This window comes from Gammaproteobacteria bacterium (assembly GCA_013151035.1).
Lineage (GTDB): Bacteria > Pseudomonadota > Gammaproteobacteria > JAADJB01 > JAADJB01 > JAADJB01.
Window position 1 is genome coordinate 1 of sequence record JAADJB010000013.1, and the last position, 20,770, is coordinate 20,770.

At 47.4% G+C, this 20,770-nt stretch carries 16 protein-coding genes and 1 pseudogene; 15 read left to right on the top strand and 2 right to left on the bottom strand.

Going from position 1 to position 20,770, the window contains the following annotated elements; translation table 11 throughout:
• The first annotated feature begins 885 nt into the window (after positions 1-885).
• From GXP22_02520 to GXP22_02555, 8 genes and pseudogenes are all read left to right on the top strand, one after another.
• A complete protein-coding gene (locus tag GXP22_02520) occupies positions 886-1,245 on the top strand; it encodes a DUF2384 domain-containing protein (GenBank protein ID NOX08361.1) in 360 nt (119 codons plus the stop codon).
• Between the two features lie 17 nt (positions 1,246-1,262).
• Positions 1,263-1,787 (top strand): annotated as a pseudogene (locus tag GXP22_02525) (RES domain-containing protein).
• A 105-nt stretch (positions 1,788-1,892) separates the two neighbouring features.
• Positions 1,893-3,791, top strand: coding sequence for a DNA topoisomerase IV subunit B (gene parE, locus GXP22_02530; GenBank protein ID NOX08362.1), 1,899 nt, complete (start codon positions 1,893-1,895; stop codon positions 3,789-3,791).
• A gap of 6 nt (positions 3,792-3,797) precedes the next feature.
• The gene (locus tag GXP22_02535) at positions 3,798-6,362 is read left to right on the top strand and encodes a PilZ domain-containing protein (GenBank protein NOX08363.1); all 2,565 of its coding nucleotides are present in this window, start codon (positions 3,798-3,800) and stop codon (positions 6,360-6,362) included.
• Entirely contained in the window at positions 6,363-8,612 is a 2,250-nt protein-coding gene (gene parC / locus GXP22_02540; GenBank protein NOX08364.1) for a DNA topoisomerase IV subunit A, read from the top strand.
• Between the two features lie 63 nt (positions 8,613-8,675).
• Entirely contained in the window at positions 8,676-10,364 is a 1,689-nt protein-coding gene (locus GXP22_02545) for a hypothetical protein (GenBank protein ID NOX08365.1), read from the top strand.
• Positions 10,365-10,412: 48 nt separating this feature from the next.
• A complete protein-coding gene (locus GXP22_02550) occupies positions 10,413-11,645 on the top strand; it encodes a DUF1015 domain-containing protein (protein ID NOX08366.1) in 1,233 nt (410 codons plus the stop codon).
• 264 nt (positions 11,646-11,909) lie between these two features.
• Positions 11,910-12,431, top strand: a complete 522-nt coding sequence (locus GXP22_02555; protein ID NOX08367.1) for an N-acetyltransferase — start codon at positions 11,910-11,912, stop codon at positions 12,429-12,431.
• 15 nt (positions 12,432-12,446) lie between these two features.
• Here the strand turns inward: GXP22_02555 and GXP22_02560 are convergent, their stop codons facing one another.
• Entirely contained in the window at positions 12,447-13,283 is an 837-nt protein-coding gene (locus tag GXP22_02560) for a sulfurtransferase (protein ID NOX08368.1), read from the bottom strand.
• Between the two features lie 91 nt (positions 13,284-13,374).
• Complete coding sequence (epmB, locus tag GXP22_02565) at positions 13,375-14,376, bottom strand: EF-P beta-lysylation protein EpmB (protein ID NOX08369.1); 1,002 nt, start codon at positions 14,374-14,376, stop codon at positions 13,375-13,377.
• Between the two features lie 40 nt (positions 14,377-14,416).
• Between epmB and efp the strand changes: the two genes are divergently transcribed.
• The 7 genes from efp (at position 14,417) to GXP22_02600 (ending at position 20,763) form a co-directional block, all read left to right on the top strand.
• Positions 14,417-14,986 (top strand): elongation factor P, encoded by a 570-nt coding sequence (gene efp / locus GXP22_02570; protein ID NOX08370.1) that lies wholly within the window; start codon positions 14,417-14,419, stop codon positions 14,984-14,986.
• Positions 14,986-15,954, top strand: coding sequence for an EF-P lysine aminoacylase GenX (gene genX, locus GXP22_02575; GenBank protein ID NOX08371.1), 969 nt, complete (start codon positions 14,986-14,988; stop codon positions 15,952-15,954). The genes efp and genX overlap by 1 nt, the downstream gene beginning before the upstream one ends.
• Positions 15,955-16,014: 60 nt before the next feature.
• The gene (gene trmJ / locus GXP22_02580; protein ID NOX08372.1) at positions 16,015-16,734 is read left to right on the top strand and encodes a tRNA (cytosine(32)/uridine(32)-2'-O)-methyltransferase TrmJ; all 720 of its coding nucleotides are present in this window, start codon (positions 16,015-16,017) and stop codon (positions 16,732-16,734) included.
• Positions 16,735-16,923: 189 nt separating this feature from the next.
• On the top strand, positions 16,924-17,739 hold the full coding sequence (cysE, locus tag GXP22_02585) for a serine O-acetyltransferase (protein NOX08373.1): 816 nt from the start codon (positions 16,924-16,926) through the stop codon (positions 17,737-17,739).
• A 121-nt stretch (positions 17,740-17,860) separates the two neighbouring features.
• A complete protein-coding gene (locus GXP22_02590; GenBank protein NOX08374.1) occupies positions 17,861-18,352 on the top strand; it encodes an Rrf2 family transcriptional regulator in 492 nt (163 codons plus the stop codon).
• Positions 18,353-18,358: 6 nt separating this feature from the next.
• Positions 18,359-19,498 (top strand): cysteine desulfurase, encoded by a 1,140-nt coding sequence (locus tag GXP22_02595; GenBank protein ID NOX08375.1) that lies wholly within the window; start codon positions 18,359-18,361, stop codon positions 19,496-19,498.
• A gap of 44 nt (positions 19,499-19,542) precedes the next feature.
• Positions 19,543-20,763 (top strand): IscS subfamily cysteine desulfurase, encoded by a 1,221-nt coding sequence (locus tag GXP22_02600; protein ID NOX08376.1) that lies wholly within the window; start codon positions 19,543-19,545, stop codon positions 20,761-20,763.
• Positions 20,764-20,770: the final 7 nt, after the last annotated feature.

The window sequence follows — 20,770 nt, forward strand, 5'->3', positions numbered from 1 at the left end:
TACCTTGTTGCAGACGATCAAAAACCTTAGCCTATAATCGGCTAATAAAAAGGGTGTTATTTTTTCATAAAATAATACTGTCCTCCCTGATATTGGGTGAATGGAAGGGTTGTTCCCCCCAATTGATCAGCCTGATGCCCAGGCAGGCTTAATAAACCCTCTGATTTGCATGGGTGCATGACACAGCGGACACTTAAACACAGGTCGTGGGTGTGGTGCTGGAATACCCACTGACCCCGGTTCTTCCTTTCCACACAGTAAAGCAAAACGAAAGTGTCAACCCAGCTTACGCCTGGCCACACCCACCCAAGCCCATCAAGCCCGATCCAAATAACCACACCGCTGCAGGTACCGGTACCGAGCTGTATGTCTGTATGTTCGTCCAAAACACGAGAAAGGGATTTAAGTTGAAATCCGAACTCGTGTTTTGAGTGATTATCGTATAAACCAGCCTGGGCTATGCGGGTTTCTCGCATGCTTAATCTTCTTGGTTTGTGGTTTGTTGTTCACACTTTATCCTTATACAAATCATGTGGTTTTATAAATGAGAAAAGTTTTTTATAAAGTTTATATTCATTCGGGTAATCCAAGCCTTCTTTTAATGTCTCAAGAGTATTATTAAACAATATATCTTTGAATTCTTTTTGCGAATAAAAAGAAAATCTTTCAAGGCCAGGAGTTATGAAAGTAGGTTTATAATGACCTTCCCATATTCATTTTTATGCTTAATTCTTTCCTGATTTGAAGGTGTTATTTTTTAGGAAGGGGACTCTATCCTCGAAAATCAACATATAACTAAATGATAGGGTTGTATCTGAGATTAATTGACAACCCCTTGTTGCCGCTCATATGCTACCATTAACAGGTGATTATAAGGGGCGTTCCATGGGTGCTGGTTTTCTTCAAAGGGTTATTGGTAAAGAGGGTGTTGAAGCCACATCTTTGGCCCGTACACTCCATATCACTAAGCAGGAGCTTGCTGCTGCTACGGGTTTATCGCGTGATGCGGTGACTAAAACAAGCCGTTCCAGCTCTGTGGCTACTCAGGGTCGGTTGCGTGAGACTGTTGAAATTATTAATCGTGTGATCCCCTGGTCTGGTTCGGTTGAATTGGCTTTTGCCTGGTATCGTTCACAACCACTGCCTTCCTTTGGCGATAAAACTGCAGAAGATCTATTGAAAGAGGGCAGAGGCCAGGCCTTGCGGGACTACCTAAGCAGGATTGCTGAGGGAGGCTATGCTTGAGTTTTGTTGACCAATACATTTGTTTTCAATAGCGGGTTTGCCGTGGTCACCATCCAAAATGGGCGTTTAATCCAGCCTCTGGTCAGGGTGCTGCACGTCATGGTGGTCGATTTAATCCTGTTGGGGTTCCAGCCCTATATGCTTCGCTTGACCCTATTACGGCTTTACACGAGGTTCAACAAGGATTTATCTTTAAGTCTCAGCCTGTTACGATTTATTATTATGATGTGGATTGTCAATCTATTGTTGATTTAACTCATCCCCAAACCTTGGCAGCTACAGGCTATAGTTTGTTAGATCTGGCTTGTGGTTGGGAGTTTATTATTAGCAATGGAGATACGCCTCCGACATGGAATCTTGTTGAGCAATTAATTTCTGCCGAGGTTGCGGGTATCATTGTACTGAGTTATGCAGCAGGGGTATCACCTGGCGGGAAAAATATTGTCTTTTGGAACTGGAACAATTCCCTGCCCTACCGGGTTAAAGTTATTGATGATTATGAAAGATTACCTAAGGATGGGGTGTCCTGGGAAGGTCGATAAAAGATTTTGTATCGGGTAATGTTTATTCTGGCAAGGAATGTGCATATAATCGATTAGTTTAGTCACGTTTTGTGCGAAATAGGTTAAGGGTTTTATTGATCAATTATGAGTAATTCTTATGATGCAGCCTCAATTGAGGTTCTCAGTGGACTTGATCCGGTGCGTAAGCGACCGGGAATGTATACTGACCTGACGCGACCTAATCACCTTGCGCAGGAAGTGATTGATAATGCGGTTGATGAGGCAGTTGCTGGTCATGCGGACCGTATTGAGCTGAGTCTATTTAAGGATGGCTCGCTTGAGATCAGGGACAATGGACGTGGTATGCCGGTCGATATTCATCCTGAAGAGGGAATCCCCGGGGTTGAGTTAATCCTTACGCGGCTACATGCGGGGGGTAAATTTTCACATAATAATTATCAATTCTCCGGTGGGCTGCATGGTGTTGGTGTGTCGGTGGTGAATGCGCTTTCCCGGCAGTTGGAGGTGTGGGTGCGTCGTGGGGGGCAGGAATATAACATCTCATTTGCCCAAGGCGATAAGACCTCTGATCTTGAGGTGGTGGGTAAGGTAGGCAAGCAGAATACCGGCACCACAGTGCGTTTCTGGCCTGAACCTGATTATTTTGATTCCGCTAAATTCTCGGTATCCAGATTAAAACATGTATTACGAGCCAAGGCGGTGTTGTGCCCTGGGCTGTTGGTGCGCTTTTCGGATGAACAGAGTAAAGAACAGTGTGAGTGGCAGTACCAGGCCGGGCTCAAGGATTATCTACTGGATTGTCTGCAAGGCGCTGAGTCGATTCCGCAAGCACCCTTTGCCGGCGAATTATCTGGTGAGACTGAGGCAGTGGAGTGGGCGCTGGTGTGGTTGACCGATGGTGGTGAGTGTGCGGCTGAAAGTTATGTCAATCTGATTCCAACAGGGCAGGGCGGAACGCATGTTAACGGTCTGCGTACCGGACTTACCGAGGCCATTCGTGAGTTTTGTGAGTTTCGTAATCTGTTGCCGCGTGGGGTGCGTATTACCCCTGAGGATGCCTGGAGTGGCTGTAGTTATATCCTTTCGGTGAAATTGCGTGACCCTCAGTTTAGTGGCCAGACCAAGGAACGTCTTTCCTCGCGTGAATGTGCGGCCTTTGTCTCCGGGGTAATTAAGGACTCGTTTAGTTTGTGGTTGAATCAGCACACCGAGGCGGGTGAACGCATAGCCGATCTGGCGATCAATAGTGCCCAGAAGCGTCTGAGTGCTAGTCGCAAGGTGGTGCGCAAAAAAGTATCCAGTGGTCCCAAGTTACCGGGTAAGTTAGCCGATTGCAGTTTGAATGATTCGGCGCAAACAGAATTGTTTCTGGTTGAGGGCGACTCAGCGGGTGGTTCAGCCAAGCAGGCAAGGGATAGAAGTTATCAGGCGATCATGCCACTACGCGGCAAGATCCTGAATACCTGGGAGGTAGATTCATCCGAGGTTTTGGCTTCAAAAGAGGTGCATGATATCTCGCAGGCGATTGGTGTGGATCCTGCCAGTGATGATCTGTCGCGTTTACGTTATGGTAAGATCTGTATCCTGGCGGATGCCGATTCGGATGGTGCGCATATTGCGACTTTGTTATGTGCGCTGTTCCTGCGACATTTTTCGGGTCTGGTTGCCGCTGGTCACGTCTATATTGCCATGCCCCCACTGTATCGAATTGATGTGGGTAAGACGGTGATGTATGCCCTGGATGAGGCAGAAAAACAGGGTGTACTGGATCGTATCGTGGCGGAAAAGATGCGTGGCAAGGTAAATGTTCAACGTTTTAAGGGGCTAGGTGAGATGAATCCTTTACAATTGCGGGAGACAACGATTGCCCCGGATACCCGAAGGCTGGTGCAATTGACCGTTGATGTGGACGATGGCACCCACCAGCTGATGGATATGTTGTTGTCGAAAAAACGCGCGAGTGATCGTAAGCATTGGCTGGAAACGAAAGGTAATCTTGCTGCCGGGACATCGGATTTATGAAGGGATATGATGAATAGTCAGGAAAAACAGTTAAGGGTACGTCATTACCGTCGTCTGGATGCGCGTTCTGATCGGAAGGAACTGGTGACTGAGGTTGTCACCATCGGTTCGGAAACAGGGCTTTTTCTGGAAAAGATGGAAGAAAAAAAGATGACTCGCGCCTGCTTCCTGACCATTGATATGCGAGGTAAGGTGCAGGGGCAGTGTAAGCGTTATATCCTCGATGATCGTGTTTTTCATCTGGATAATATCTCTTATGCAATTTATCGGAAAGGTCTTGCTGATGATAACGGTGTCTATACCCTGGCAACCTACGAAGCGATTGTGAATGGTGAACACACCTATCGCATGATGCGTAAGAAGAAAGATACCTTTGTGCCCACCGCGCCAGGAGAGGATGAATCATCACAGGCTCGTCCGCGTGAATCCGGGCCGTCACGCGTTGAGGTTAGTGGGGGTGAGTTCTCTCGTACAGGTGTTTTGTACAGTCCACCCATTATCCCCTTTGGTTATCATAAACGTCGTGGTGAGGAACGTTTGCAATATGTGACAGCGATCAAGATGAACACGGGGGGGATGATGCATGATGCCTCGACACGCGATATCTCGGTCTCGGGTGTCCTGATCGGGGTTAAGGGTTTCTTTGATTTTGAATACGGTGAAGTGGTTGAGGTTGATTTCACTCTGTTACAGGATGAAGATGAGGCTGAAGGTGTTGAGCTGACCGGTTTGAAATACGTTGTTAATCATATTGAGCGTAAAGCAACGGAATGCCTGTTGGGTCTGCGTATTATGGAAGAATCGCATACGGAGGCATTTGAGGCCTATATTCTGGGCTTGATTGAACGTTATCGGCGCAAATACAAGCTGGACGTTGAGGATGAGTTCTGGACGGCTGCTGCCTGGATTTATGAACGTGCCTACACCGAAAACCTGATCCCCTTACCCTTCTTTGTGTCTCAGGATGATGAGGGACGATTACAAACACAGACCGTGATTGTTGCCGATGGTAATCAACCGCTACAGGACTTTTTTAAGGATCAGGGCGGGTTGGATGATTATTCCCCACTGGGTTTGCCGCATCGCTTGCAATATTTGCAAGAGCATGGCGAGCTGATTATGGCGTTGTACCATGTTGATGGCGATAAGGGTGCAGGTCTTTATTCAGCAACCAGCAATGAGTTTGAATCAACGGATGACTGGTATCGTTTTCTACGTTATGCCTTGGGACGCAAGGACTATCGTGTGCTTAAGATGGCAGTCTCTTCCATCCCGCTGAAGATGCCCAATGCAGAAAAGGTTGAGGGCATCATGGAATCAATGATGGAATGTTGTGAAGAAGATGCGAAGGATTTGTTAAGTCAGATTTCATTGCTCTCCTTTTCTGCCCAGTTGATTGATATTACCGTACAGATGAAGACTTTGCTTGAGATCAGGGGTGATTCAACTCGGGTCGAGGATATGAGTGGCATCCAGGTGTGGACGAAGAATGTGCGTTGTCATGTGGTGGATGGTAGTGTGTCGAAGACCTTATCTGAGGAAGATGCCGCATTGTTTCCGGAGCTGATTCATTTTGGTCGTATTTATGCGCGTACTGAGCACCGTTATGTTGCCGAGATCGGGGTGGATATCAAGGTGGATGGTAACAAGATAACAACAGTTACCAAGGATCTTTCGGTCCGTGGTCTGTGTGCTGTATTACCCCGTGACGTAAGTCTTAAGGCTGATAGTGAGGTTTCTGTGGGTCTGCCCAAGTTACAGAAAATGTGTCCTAATGCCAGTTTGAGTGATATTCCTTATCGTCTGGTCAAGGTGGTGGCAGGACGAGAAAATCGCCTGATGCTGGAACGTGTCCGAGGTAATCATTTAAATGATGAGCTGGATAAATTCTTCATTGATTTGATTGATAGAAACAAGAAAAAATTGAAGGTCGATCGTGAAGATATCAATAGTACGGCAAACATACGTTTGCATGAAAGTATTGTTGTTGATAATCTTGCTGGCGTGCCCTTTTTTATTGCCCGGGATGACCAGGGTAAGGCGGTGATGCAGTGGGTTGCGATCTCGGATAAGCCCTCTTCATTAGGTGAGTTTTTTCGTTCTGAAGATGGTCGTTATGATTTACGCTGGATTACTGAAGCGCGGGTGGTGGTGGATCTGTTTGGTAGCGTGATCGCAATGCGAGGTAGTTCCTCTTCAAATAGTCAGCGTAAAACACATGATGGTGTAGAGATGTATTTTTACAAGACGCAAGGTGCTGAAGAGGGTGGAGCGGAGATACATGCAGCCAGTGCGTTAGAATTTCTGGAAGATGGAGAAAAAGAGAGATTTATCAGCAAGGCGATTGCATCGGGTGATTATCTCTTTGTTAAATTAATGGTGACCTATACCATGGATCTGGATCCAACAGAATTAAGTCATGTGCTGGATCCATTGAGAACCTATTCGAGACATAAGGTGTTTAAGTTACAGGGGCAATTACGATCATTATTAGGTTGTGGCGAGATGTTTGATATTAGCGGAGAGATACTGTTGACGTATGGCAAGGAAACGTCCGGAGATGCTGTGTAGATGAAGGCAATGGATCTTGATTTTGAGGGTGTTGAACGTCAACCGTTAAAGAACTTTGCTGAACAGGCCTACCTGGATTATTCCATGTACGTTATTCTCGATCGTGCTTTGCCGCATATTGGTGATGGGTTAAAGCCCGTGCAGCGCCGTATTATCTATGCGATGTCTGAGTTGGGGCTTTCGGCGACTGCCAAATATAAGAAATCAGCACGCACGGTGGGTGATGTGCTGGGTAAGTTTCACCCTCATGGCGATAGTGCTTGTTATGAGGCGATGGTGTTGATGGCACAACCCTTTTCCTATCGTTATCCGTTAGTGGATGGTCAGGGTAACTGGGGCTCAGCGGATGACCCCAAGTCCTTTGCCGCGATGCGTTACACCGAGTCGCGTCTGGCGGCTTATGCCGAGGTATTGTTATCTGAGCTGGGGCAGGGCACGGTGGATTGGGTGCCTAATTTTGATGGCACCATGGAAGAACCCTCGCTGCTACCTGCACGTCTACCGAATGTATTGTTGAATGGTACCACGGGTATTGCGGTGGGTATGGCGACCGATATCCCTCCACATAATCTACGCGAGGTTGTCAGTGCGGCTATTCACTTGTTGGATACGCCGAAGGCTAGTGTTATTGATTTGTGTAAGCATATCCAGGGCCCGGATTACCCGACCGATGCTGAGATTATTACAGCGCCTGATGATCTGTTGGCAATTTATGAGCAAGGTCATGGCTCAGTGCGTATGCGTGCCTGTTATGAACGGGAACAGAGTGAGATTATTATTACCGCATTACCGCATCAGGTGTCGGGTAACAAAGTGCTGGAACAAATTGCAGCGCAGATGACGGCTAAAAAACTGCCCATGGTTGAAGACCTGCGTGATGAATCCGATCATGAAAATCCGACGCGTCTGGTGATTGTGCCGCGTTCTAATCGTATTGATACCGATGCCTTGATGTCACATCTGTTTGCCAGTACCGATCTGGAAAAAAGCTATCGGGTTAACCTGAATATTATTGGTCTGGATGGCCGCCCCCAGGTTAAGGATTTACGCATGATCCTGAAGGAGTGGCTGACGTTTCGTTTAACCACAGTGCGTAAACGTCTGGAATACAGGCTTGATAAAGTGCTTCGTCGCCTGCATATCCTGGATGCCTTATTGATTGCCTATCTCAATATTGATGAGGTGATTGCGATTATTCGTAATGAAGAAAAGCCTAAGCCAGCATTGATGAAGCGTTTTCAGATCACTGAGATTCAAAGTGATGCCATTCTTGATCTAAAACTGCGTCACCTGGCGCGGCTGGAAGAAGTCAAGATTGTTGGTGAGCAGAAAGAACTGGCGGATGAGCGTGATCAGTTACAGACACTACTCTCCTCAAAGCTTCGTATGAAGACCTTGATTCGTAAAGAGCTGATGGCGGATGCAGAAAAGTATGGTGATGAACGACGTGCGCCGATTGTAAGACGTGATGCGGCGCAGGTGATGGATGAAACAGCTCTGGTTCCGAGTGAACCGGTGACTATTGTGTTGTCGAAAAAAGGTTGGGTGCGTTCGGCTAAAGGGCATGAAGTTGATGCGCAGGGCCTGAATTACAAGGCGGGCGACGCTTTCCTTGTGGCAGTTTGTGGCCGCAGTAATCAAATGGTGAGTTTTATTGATTCTACCGGACGCACTTATTCATTATCCGCATACCTGCTACCTTCTGCCCGAGGTCATGGTGAACCTTTAACAGGTCGATTGAATCCGCCTGATGGCTCGGTCTTTGCCGGTATGATGATGGGTGTTGATGAGGATCAGTATTTACTATCCAGTGATGCCGGTTATGGTTTTGTAGCCACCTTAAAGGATTTAATGGTCAAGAATAAGGCCGGTAAGGCAGGTCTTAATGTGGCTAAGGGTGGTCGTGTGTTAGCCCCGGTCAGGGTGACTAATTATCAAACTGATTTACTGGCAGTGGTGAGTAATGAAGGGCGTATGCTGGTGTTTTCAATACAGGATCTGCCGTGCTTGTCACGAGGTAAGGGTAATAAGATTATGGCAATCCCGAAGGTGAAGCGGGATGCTGGAGAGGAATATATTGTGGGCGTTGCCGCTGTTCCTGAAGGTGGTGTGTTGGAGTTGGTCTGTGGTAAGCGTAGTATGAAGTTGAAGTACAAAGAACTGATTGATTATCAGGGCGAACGGGGTCGACGTGGGAACAAGTTGCCACGTGGTTGGCAGAAGGTGACCGCAGTTAATTCAGGTCAGTAGGGGCATAGGGGACAGACATGAAGTCTGTTCTCAACTTCGCGTTTAATGGGATGCGAGATATCAATGGTTGAGTTTATACTCAAATATGAAGCCAGTATTCGCCTGAGTATGTTTATTGGTGCCGCTATCTTGCTTGCCTTGTGGGAATGGTATCGACCAAGACGAAAACTCACACAAAATAAGTCAAAACGATGGCTGAATAATATTTCATTAATTATTAGTGGCACTATTCTGGTCAGGTTTTTTATTCCAGTGCTTGCGGTCGGGGTTGCTTATCTGACGGAGAAGAATGATTGGGGTTTTGCTAATCATTTTGAAATGAGTGGTTGGGCTCGGTTTGTTGTAACATTTGTTCTGCTCGATCTTATTATTTATTTACAACATTTGAATTTTCATGAGATCCCTGTGTTATGGAGACTACATCGTGTGCATCATTCAGACCGGGATTGTGATGTCTCTACGGGTGTACGTTTTCATCCCATCGAAATCCTTCTTTCTATACTGATAAAAATGACGGCCATTATTATTCTGGGTGCGCCTGTTATAGTGGTTGTTGTATTTGAATTAATGCTTAATGTGATGTCGATGTTTACCCATTCAAATATTGCCCTGAATGAGCGGCTGGAACGGATTTTGCGTTGGGTTTTTGTAACGCCGGATATGCACCGAATTCATCATTCAACCCGGGAGAATGAGGCGAATAGTAATTTTTCTTTTCATATATCCCTGTGGGATCGACTTTTCGGTACCTATATTGCTTCACCTGAAGGTGGTCATTTGAAAATGAAGATCGGTCTTGATCAGTTTGATGAAGATCAATGGCAAACCTTTACCGGCTTGCTCTATACCCCCTTTAGTAGTGGCAATATTGGTTATTCAATTAATCGTCGTGATACACGCAATGCAGATGAGCTGCATAAGTTGAATGAGCAATTAAAAATAGAGATTAATGAAAAGAAAGAACATGAAAAAGAATTGATTATTGCCAGGGACAAGGCCTACGAGGCCAGCAGGATAAAATCCGAGTTTTTATCAAATATGTCCCATGAATTGCGAACCCCGATGCATGCTATATTATCCTATTCATCACTGGGTATGAACAAGATAGATAATGCGGAAAGGGATAAATTGCTGGGGTATTACACGCGGATCAATATGAGTGGTGAAAGATTACTTGTTTTGATTAATGATTTACTGGATCTGTCTAAGCTGGAAGCGGGGAAGGTGGATTTTTTATTTAAAAATATTTGTATGCAGGGTATTGTTGAATCGGCAATTGCAGAGCTGGATATGTTGGCACAAGACAAAGGGGTGGATGTTCGTTATATTCCTGCGAAATTTGATACCGATAGCTGTGTTGATGCAGACAAGATTATGCAGGTAATGTTAAATCTGCTATCGAATGCAATTAAATTTACGCCCGCTGGAGGAATGGTTAATGTCCAGATAAAGGAGCAGTCATTAGTAATTGGCAGAAGGAATACCGATAATTCATCAATGCCGGCACTGGCGGTCTCTGTTATTGATCAAGGGGTGGGTATCCCCGAAGATGAGTTGGAGGCGGTATTTGATAAGTTTGTACAAAGTAGTCAAACAAAAACGACAGCCGGTGGTACCGGGCTTGGGCTGAGTATTTGTAAGCAAATTATAAACTGTCATCGAGGGACGATTGCAGCGAGTAATAATTCGGGTAAGGGTGCGGCATTTACCTTTGTTGTGCCCAGGAATCTGTCAGGGAGTAGGGTGTTTTGAGTCCTTTCCTGATACAATAGCGGCTTTTAATATCATCAGGAAAGAATAATGTCTTTGATCCAACCCTTTGCAGGTCTGCGTCCAGTGGATGGTCGTGCGAATGATGTAGTTGCCCCGCCTTATGATGTGTTAAATAGTGCTGAGGCGCGTACCCGTGCTGAAGGTCGTCCCTGGAGTTTTTTGCATATCTCTAAACCAGAGATTGATCTACCGGAGGGAACTGATCCCTATGCGCCAGAGGTCTATGCCAAGGCGGCAGAGAGTCTTGCCCATATGCGTGATGAAGGTGTGCTGGCGCAGGATGCAAGCCCTTGTTATTACGTCTACCGTATGCATATGGGTGATCATGTGCAGACCGGCCTGATGGCAGCAGCATCGGTTGCTGATTATGATACCAATCGTATTCGTAAGCATGAATTTACCCGTCCTGCCAAAGAGGATGACCGGGTACGTCAGATCGAGGCATTAAATGCACAAACGGGCCCGGTATTGCTGGCCTATGCCTCCTTTAAGCCACTGGATGATTTGTTATTAAAGATCGCTGAGGGTTCGGCAAATGTTGATGTGACTGCCGATGATGGGATTCGCCATGAATTATGGGTGTTAACCGATGAGGCACAGATCGCACAGATTACGCAGTGGTTTGATGATATGAAGGCGATTTATATTGCCGATGGACACCATCGTTCTGCCTCCGCATCCAGAGTTGCTGCGGCGCGTCGTGGACAGGCAGAGGGTGAGCAGGCCTGTGATTATTTTCTATCGGTAATTTTCCCGCATAATCAGATGAAGATTCTGGATTATAACCGGGTGGTTAAGGATTTGAATGGTCTTTCAATTGAGGATCTATTGGCGCGTATCGCAGAGCACTTTGATGTGGTGATGAGTGATGAACCGGTAGCACCCGCGCAGGTGGGTGAGTTTGGTATGTATGTAGACGGACGCTGGTATCGCTTGAATATCCATACGGATCGTATTCCGCAGGATGATCCGGTGGCACGACTGGATGTGAGTTTGTTAGCGGATAACCTGTTGGCACCCTTACTAGCCATCATGGATCAGCGTACCGACACGCGCATTGATTTTGTCGGCGGTATCCGTGGACTGGATGGTTTGGAAAAGCGTGTTGATAGTGGTGAAATGGCAGTCGCCTTTTCCATGTTTGCGACTCGTATGGAAGATCTGATGGCGGTGGCGGATGCCAATGAAGTGATGCCACCAAAATCGACATGGTTTGAACCTAAACTAGCGGATGGCCTAGTGTCACATCTGCTTGACTAGGCGCAGTCCGCATATATATCATAGAACACTGCTATTTTGTTCACTCAAGAGACATGGGTTGCTCTTCTCTAGCAGAGACCGTTGCACGCAGGGATGCGGGCATCGAGCCTACATGGATGTATTCACGGCGTGTCTCTGCTAGAGGAGAGTGACGCATATCTCGAACTTTCTGGACATGTTTTTTAATTATGCCGTTACATAGGGTTAAAATAATTCTTAACGGGGTAGCAATGTTCATAGACAACAGAGATAACGGAGATAACGATGCATGATGTCGTAGTAAGATCAGAGACCCCGGAAGATATTCGGGCCATTGATGTGGTGAATGTGAGTGCCTTTGCCGGTGATGTTGAGGCCAACCTGGTTTCATCACTGCGTGGCTCAACGCATTTTATTTCAGATCTTTCTCTGGTTGCTGAGATCAACGGGCGTATTGTAGGGCATATCCTGTTGTCCCGTATCTTGCTGGCGCATGATGATGGTTCCAGAGAGATCCTGGCGCTGGGGCCAATGTCTGTAGTGCCATCACAGTCACAGCGGGGCATTGGTTCTGTATTAGTGAAGGCGGCTATTGAACGTGCGCGTAAAGGTGGGCATGTGGCAATTATCGAGGCAGGTTACCCCGATTATTATCAGCGTTTTGGCTTTAAGCCCATAGCGAACTGGTCGCTGACATCGAATCTACAGTTACCAAAGGATGCTGTGACGGCACTGGAACTGGAAGACGGTGTATTTCAGTCGGGTGATCGTATCGTTTATCCGGATCTGTTTGCCGCTCTATTTTAGGGTTTTGATCAAGGGCTATGCCTCGATAGCCTCATTTTCAATGGGAGTATCTTCTGCATTGCCCCATTCGGAATAACCCGATGCATAGCCACGGATATTTCTGAAACCCAGGTGTCTTAATACCCAGTAGGTGTGTGCGGAACGAAAATGGGTCTGGCAATAAATGATGATCTCTTTCTCGGGCACAACACCGAGTTTGGCAAAATTCTCTAGCAATACTTCGTCGGAATGAAATCTGAAGGCATCTTCTGTATTAACATTATTCTCCCAGTCGAAGTGGATTGCACCAGGGATATTGCCGCCACGATCGCAGATTAATAACTCGTTGGTGAACTCTTCAATCATACGCGTATCCAGAATCACAACATCGGAGTCGCCAATCCTTGATTCTATGTATTCACGTCTGGCATTAACATTACATGACTGTTTAGCAAAGAAGCCTGATTCTGGTAGTGTGTTGGGTGATTCTTCAATCGGTAAGCCGCACTCTTTCCATGCATGCCAGCCACCATTCAATATAGACAGGTTTCCATGTTGAAATCCTAGTTCTTCCAGTGTCCATAGCAGGCGACAGGCCATGGGGTTGTGTTGTGAGTCATAGGCAACAATCTTGTGTTCGGGCAGTAAGCCTATTTTAGACAGTGCCTCGGATAATTTATTGTCTGGTGGAATATCACAATCCACATTATCATGTGCATGCACGATGCTGGGGTAACTGAGATGAATGGCTCCTGGGATATGACCTTCCTTGTAGACCTGTGGAATGGATAAATCAATAATAACCAGTTTGTCATCGCCCAGATGTTTGTGCAAGACGTTTGCTTCAATGATTAATGGTAGCTTGAATTTCATATATTCCACCTCGTTTGCGTTACTTACAATGGGTAGCGTTATTTTGTAAAAAAACTTTAAGAATCAAGCAGAATTGATTGATATTTGCGATTTATAAAGGCGTTTTCCCTGGCTCGCCTGCGTATTCGCGTACCAGTCGGGGTAATAAGTAGCCGGGTAGTCGTTGATGGAGTTCCTGTATCAGTTCTCTCGCATGTTCATCACTGACGGCAAAGTGTGCGGCCCCCTGAACGGGGTCCAGTTGATGCAGGTAATAGGGCTGTACCTTGCAATTTAGCAGGCGTTCGCTCAGTTCTATCAGGGTCTGGCTATTATCATTGACCCCCTTTAATAACACCGATTGATTTAATAGGGTGACTCCAGCCTGATTCAGTTGATCAAGACCATCTTTGACCGCTTGATCAATTTCATTGACATGATTGCTATGGATAACCATGATGGTTTGCAGGCGGCTTTGCCTGAGCCAGATTAATAGTTCTTCATTGATACGCTCGGGTAACACGATGGGATGCCGACTGTGAATACGCAGACGTTGCAGATGAGGAATATTATCCAGCCGTTGACTGAGTGCCTGTAGTCGCCGATCACTGATGGATAGCGGGTCACCACCACTGAGGATGACTTCTTTGATTTCCGGGTGTGTTTGAATGTAATTCAGTGCCTCTGCCCAGTTGTCTGTGGCAGGATTGGTTTTATTGTAGGGGAAGTGGCGACGAAAACAGTAACGACAATGGATGGCACAGGCACCGGTCAGGGTTAATAAAACGCGACCATGATATTTATGTAACAGCCCCGGTACTGGCATTTGTTCCTGCTCACTCAGCGGGTCGGTCTGATAATCAGGGTGGATTATGGTCTCATCCAGGGTGGGCAGGATCTGGCGTAATAGGGGATCATCAGGATTGCCTTTTTCGATACGGCGGATATAGGCATGGCTGGCACGTAGTGGGAAATCCAGTGTGTCCATTATCGGGGCACAATGAGAATTGCCAGATAATTCTGTTAATTCAAGCAATTCCCCAACATGAGTAACCCCCTGTGACTGAATCTTTTGCCATAGAGGTGTGTGTTGGCGGGCTAACCGATGTATTATGGGGGCTGATTTTTTCACATAACGTCCTTAAGGTAAGCGTATGGCATCCTATAATACCAATGAATTCAAAAGTGGCCTCAAAATAATGCTGGATAATGACCCCTGTACCATTGTTGAGAATGAATTTGTTAAACCGGGCAAGGGTCAGGCCTTTAATCGGGTCAAGATCCGTAACCTTAAAACCGGACGTATGATTGATCGTACCTTTAAGTCAGGCGAGAGTATTGAGGCGGCTGATGTGATGGAAACCGAGATGCAATATCTCTATACCGATGGTGAATTCTGGTTCTTCATGGATCCGGAAAGCTTTGAGCAGGTCTCGGCGGATGCCCATGCGGTAGCGGATGTCATTAAGTGGTTAAAGGAGCAGGATATCTATACGGTAACCTTGTGGAATGGTACGCCCATACTGGTGACTGCCGCTAATTTTGTCGTGCTTGAGGTTACCGATACTGATCCGGGTGTGCGTGGTGATACCTCGGGTGGTGGTGGCAAGCCAGCGACTTTGAATACCGGAGCTGTTGTGCGGGTGCCACTGTTTATTGATATTGGTGAGCAGATCAAGGTGGATACTCGTACTGGAGAATATGTCTCTCGTATGCGTGACTAATGCCTGTGTCTGACTGGCGGCCTGTTGCGGGTGTTGAACGGATGCGTTTGCGTGCTGAGGTACTACAGCAGCTGCGTGATTTTATGCAGCAGCGTTCGGTGCTTGAGGTTGATACCCCGACCTTGTCGGTTGCTGGCGTGACTGATCCTTGTATTGAATCCATGATTCTGAACAGTCAGGGTAATAAAGAGACTCCCCGTTTTCTCCACACCTCGCCTGAATATCCGATGAAACGGTTGTTGGCGGCGGGTTCTGGTTCTATCTATCAGGTTTGCAAGGTGTTTCGTGCGGGTGAACAGGGTCGCTTGCATAACCCGGAGTTTACTCTACTGGAGTGGTATCGGGTCGGTTATGACCATCTTCGCCTGATGGATGAGGTGGCTGAGCTGGTGAGGTTATTATTTGCCGATATTCGCGTATTACCTTCATTTGAACGTATGACCTATCAGGATTTGTTTCTGAAATATGCGGCTGTTGATGGTATGCAGGCTAGTGTGGATGAGCTACGTGCCTGTGCGCAGTCGCATCAGATCTCGATCCCGGTATCGATGGGTGATGATTGGGATGAGTGGCGTGACCTGATCCTGACTCAGTTGATTGAACCGCAATTGCATGAGCGTGCTATCTTTGTTTATCACTATCCCGCATCGCAGGCCTCCCTGGCGCGTCTGCATGAAGAGGGTTATGCCGAACGTTTTGAGTTATATCTGTATGGGGTGGAACTGGCGAATGGTTTTCATGAGTTGAGCAATGCCGATGAACAGCGTCGGCGTTTTGTGATGGAACAGCAGCAACGTATAGCCAATGGCTTGCCGGAACGTCCTATGGATGAGCGGTTGTTGGCAGCTATTGCTGAGGGTCTGCCCGATTGTGCGGGTGTTGCTCTGGGAATTGATCGTTTGTTGATGTTGTTGGCGGGGGCGGAGTGTTTGGATGATGTGCTTTGTTTTCCATTTGGGCGGGCGTAAATTGAAATATGGTTTCGAGGCACCCCCCCTGCCTCTTGAGTTAACTGTATGGTAATAATTATGAGTGTAGAACCACAAATTCACATTGTATTGGTAGAAACCAGTCATCCGGGAAATATTGGTGCGGTGGCGCGTGCCATGAAGAACATGAGCCTGGCCTCCCTGCGTCTGGTGCAGCCACGGTATTTCCCTCATAGTGAGGCATTTGCACGCGCCTCGGGGGCGGCTGACGTACTGGATAATGCACAGGTCTTTGATTCACTGGAGGCCGCTTTGCATGATTGTTCGCTGGTGATGGGAACCAGTGCGCGTCCGCGTAATCTTGCCTGGCCGATGCTGGATCCTGAACAATGTGCGCAACAGGCCATGGTTGAAGCTCAACAGGGTGGTGTAGCATTGGTGTTTGGGCGTGAGCGTACCGGCCTGACTAATGATGAGCTGGAACATTGCCACTATCGTGTGCATATTCCTTGTAATAAAGACTATAGTTCGCTGAATATTGCCGCTGCTGTGCAGGTGATTTGTTATGAGGTTTTTAAGGCTCGAATGCAGGGTAATGTATCGTCTGATGAGCCTGTTTCGATACCTGTTCCGGCACAGAGGATGGAGCAATATTATGTTCATCTGGAACAGGTTCTGGTTGAACTGGAGTTCCTGAACCCGCAGCAGCCACGTCACCTGATGCGTCGCCTACGCCGTTTGTATCAGCGCGCACGCCCGGATGAGACTGAATATAATATTCTGCGTGGCATCCTGACGGCGATGCAGAAGAAAATTTAACTGCTGTCTGTCATCCTCGTGGCCTCTTGATCCTGGTCAATTTTTGTCCTTAATTACGTTCCTGGCTTTTACCTGAGTGAATTGTAGGGTTATAATATGAGCGATGTCTTATATTATGGGGACAGACCCCAATTAATTCGGCTGGTCAATTTAAGTAATTAATCGGGGTCTGTCCCCAGGGTGATTTTGATGTTTGAACGTGTGCGGGAAGATATTCGGTGTGCAATGGATAGAGATCCGGCGGCGCGTAATACCTTTGAGGTGTTGACGACCTATCCGGGTGTGCATGCCATTATTTTTCATCGTCTGAATTATTGGTTGTGGCATTTAGGTTTGAAGTGGCTGGCGAAGTTTATTTCAATATTTGCGCGTTGGATTACCGGGGTTGAGATTCATCCAGGGGCGCGTATTGGTCGTCGCTTTTTTATCGATCATGGTATGGGCGTGGTGATTGGTGAGACGGCTGAAATTGGTGATGATTGTACCTTGTATCATGGTGTTACCCTGGGGGGAACGAGTTGGGATAAGGGTAAGCGTCATCCTACGCTGGCGAACAATGTAGTGATCGGTGCCGGTGCCAAGGTGCTGGGGCCGATACAAATATCTGAAGGTGTACGCATTGGTTCTAATGCGGTGGTACTCAAGGATGTGGTGGCGAATGCGACGGTGGTGGGTGTGCCGGGTCGTGTGGTGAGTTCAGCCTGTAAGGATGAAAAGCAGCAACAGCGGGACGAGATAGCTAAAAAACTGGGTTTTGATGCCTATGGTACAACCCAGGATATGCCTGATCCGGTGGCAACGGCGATTAATTGCATGCTCGATCATATCCATGTAATGGATAAGCGGTTGGAGGATATGTGTGCTGGTCTGAAGGCATTGGGTGCTGAAATTGGTGATCTTGATCTGCCCGATCTGGGGCCTTGTGATCTGGGTGTTAACAAGGCTGATTCGAGTTGTGGCAAGTCGATTGATGATGACGGTTGCCCATTGCAGGATAAGCAATAATAATACTTGACTAATATACTTGGTTATTTGATAATGGCTTCATTAATCAGGTTGGCACTGGTCTGGATATAAAGGGTTGGTGTTGTGTTTGTAAGTCTACCATTCTATATGGCGATAAATTATGAAGTTAACCACTAAAGGGCGTTATGCAGTAACTGCAATGCTGGATTTGGCCTTTCATTCAGAGGATGGACCAACAACGCTGGCTGGGGTATCGGGTCGTCAGGGCATCTCCCTGTCTTATCTGGAACAGTTATTTACGCGTTTGCGTAAGCGGGGTTTGGTGTCTAGTACCCGTGGGCCGGGTGGTGGTTATTCCCTGGGTAAGGATGCGGCAACCATTGCCATTGCGGATATCATTGATGCGGTTGACGAGAATATAGATAGTCGCCGTTGTGGTGGTCTGGCTAATTGTCAGGATGACAAGCTTTGTCTGACACATGATTTATGGACCGGGTTGAGTGAGCAGATCAATGATTTTTTGCAGGGAATCTCGTTGGCTGATCTGACAAATAAGGAAAGTGTGCGTGAGGTCATGGCACGTCAGGGTGAAAAATCAGCCGCTGATGTGAATTTGACTCTGCCTGAGCGGCAGGGTAATGCTCAGGCCTGATGCGTAATGGTCTATCTGGATCATAATGCAAGCACACCGATGGATGCGGTGGTACTGGATGTTATGTTGCCTTTTTTACAGGGGCATGCGGGTAATGCCTCTAGTGTACATCAGGCAGGCCGGGTTGCTCGCGCGGCTATTGATCATGCCAGAGAACAAGTGGCAGCACTGGTTAATGTGCAGCCTGCCCAGGTGGTTTTTACTGCTGGTGGAACCGAGGCAAACAATACCGCGCTGAAATCAATGAGGCTTACGCACGGTTCATCGCATTTGGTAGTGAGTTCGATTGAACATGAATCGGTGTTGGCTCCAGCGCGTTACCTGCAACAACAGGGCTGTCGGCTGGATTATGCCGGGGTTGATACGCAGGGACGAGTTGATAAAGATGCCTTGCAGCTAATGCTGTCATCAGGTGCGCAGATGCTTTCGGTCGTGATGGCAAATAATGAGACCGGTGTGGTTCAGGATATTGCCGCACTGGCTGAGATGGCGCGGGAACATGATGTCATTATGCACACCGATGCGGTGCAGGCAGCGGGTAAAATGGCACTGGATTTTAGTGCGCTCGGGGTGCAAATGATGAGTCTGTCTGCACACAAAATGTATGGACCTAAAGGGATTGGTGCTTTGATTCTTGATCCTGCATTGGAATTAGCACCTCTATTACATGGTGGTAGCCAGGAACGCGCCAGACGGGCGGGCACAGAGAATGTGGCAGCGATAGCAGGTTTTGGTAAGGCGGCAGAGTTGGCGGCTGTAGGGTTACTGGATCGGGTCGTGCAGTTGAAGGCCTTGCAGATCTATTTACGGCAACAACTGGAAACCCTGCCCGGGGTGGTAATGTTTTCGGCTGAAGCTGAATGTATCCCGAATACGGTGCAGTGTTCAGTGCTGGGCATAGAGGGTGAAACCTTGCTGATGCAACTGGATCGCGAGGGGTTTGCAGTATCCAGTGGTGCGGCCTGTAGTAGTGCTGATAGTCATCCTAGTCATGTATTGATGGCTATGGGTGTGGCACAGGATCTGGCGCGAGGCGCTATTCGTATTAGTCTGGGTAAGATGAATACGGTGACGGAGATTGATCAATTTGTAGTGGCCTTGAATAAGGTTATTGGGTGGAGTCAACGCATGGTGCGTGAGGCGTGATTCCTGGTTTAATGAAGTATTGATTGTTAATGTAGGCTTTAGCTATGAGTGTTGATGTACCAATTTATCTGGATTATTCGGCGACCACCCCGGTTGATGAACGGGTGGCGAAAAAAATGGCTGCTTATCTAACCAAGGAGACTGCCTTTGGCAATGCGGCATCGCGTAGCCATGTCTTTGGCTGGGATGCGGACGATGCGATTGTTGAGGGGCGCGCTGAGATTGCACGGCTGATCAATGCTGATCCCAGGGAGATCGTGATTACCTCGGGTGCAACCGAGTCGGATAATTTGGCGATCAAGGGTGTGGCGCATTTTTATCGCAAAAAAGGCCGTCATATTGTGACTGTTAAGACCGAGCACAAAGCTGTTCTGGATACCTGTCGGCAACTGGAACGTGAGGGTTATGATGTGACTTATCTCACGCCAGAGGATAATGGTCTGTTGGATCTGGATAAGCTCAAGGCCGCCTTGCGTGATGACACGGTGCTGGTTTCTGTTATGCATGTGAATAATGAGATTGGTGTCATTCAGGATATTGAGGCGATTGGTGAGATTACGCGTGAGCGCGGTATTCTTTTTCATGTCGATGCGGCGCAGAGTGCGGGCAAGGTTGCCATTGACCTGGACAAGTTGAAGGTGGATTTGATGTCCTTCTCGGCGCACAAGATTTATGGTCCCAAGGGTATTGGTGCCTTGTATGTGCGACGTAAGCCACGCGTACGACTGGAGGCGCAAATGCATGGTGGTGGTCATGAGCGTGGTATGCGTTCAGGTACCTTGGCGACCCATCAGATTGTTGGTATGGGCGAGGCGTTTCGTATTGCTCGCCTGGAAATGGATGAAGATAATAAGCGTGTGCAGGCGCTGCGAGATCGTTTATGGGATGGGCTGAAGGATATGGAAGAGGTCTATCTGAATGGTGATCTGGAACATCGTGTTGCTGGTAATATGAATATCAGTTTCAACCTTGTTGAAGGTGAGAGTCTGATTATGGCACTCAAGGATATCGCGGTCTCATCCGGTTCGGCCTGTACCTCATCCAGTCTGGAACCCAGTTATGTCTTACGCGCACTGGGTCGTAATGATGAGCTGGCACATAGTTCAATTCGTTTTACTATTGGTCGTTTCACTCAACCGGAAGAAATTGATTACACCATCAAGTTGGTACGCACCCAGGTGGAGAAGTTGCGTGAGCTTTCACCGTTATGGGATATGTTTAAGGAAGGGATTGATCTGGATAGTGTACAGTGGGCCTCGCATTAGGTCGCTA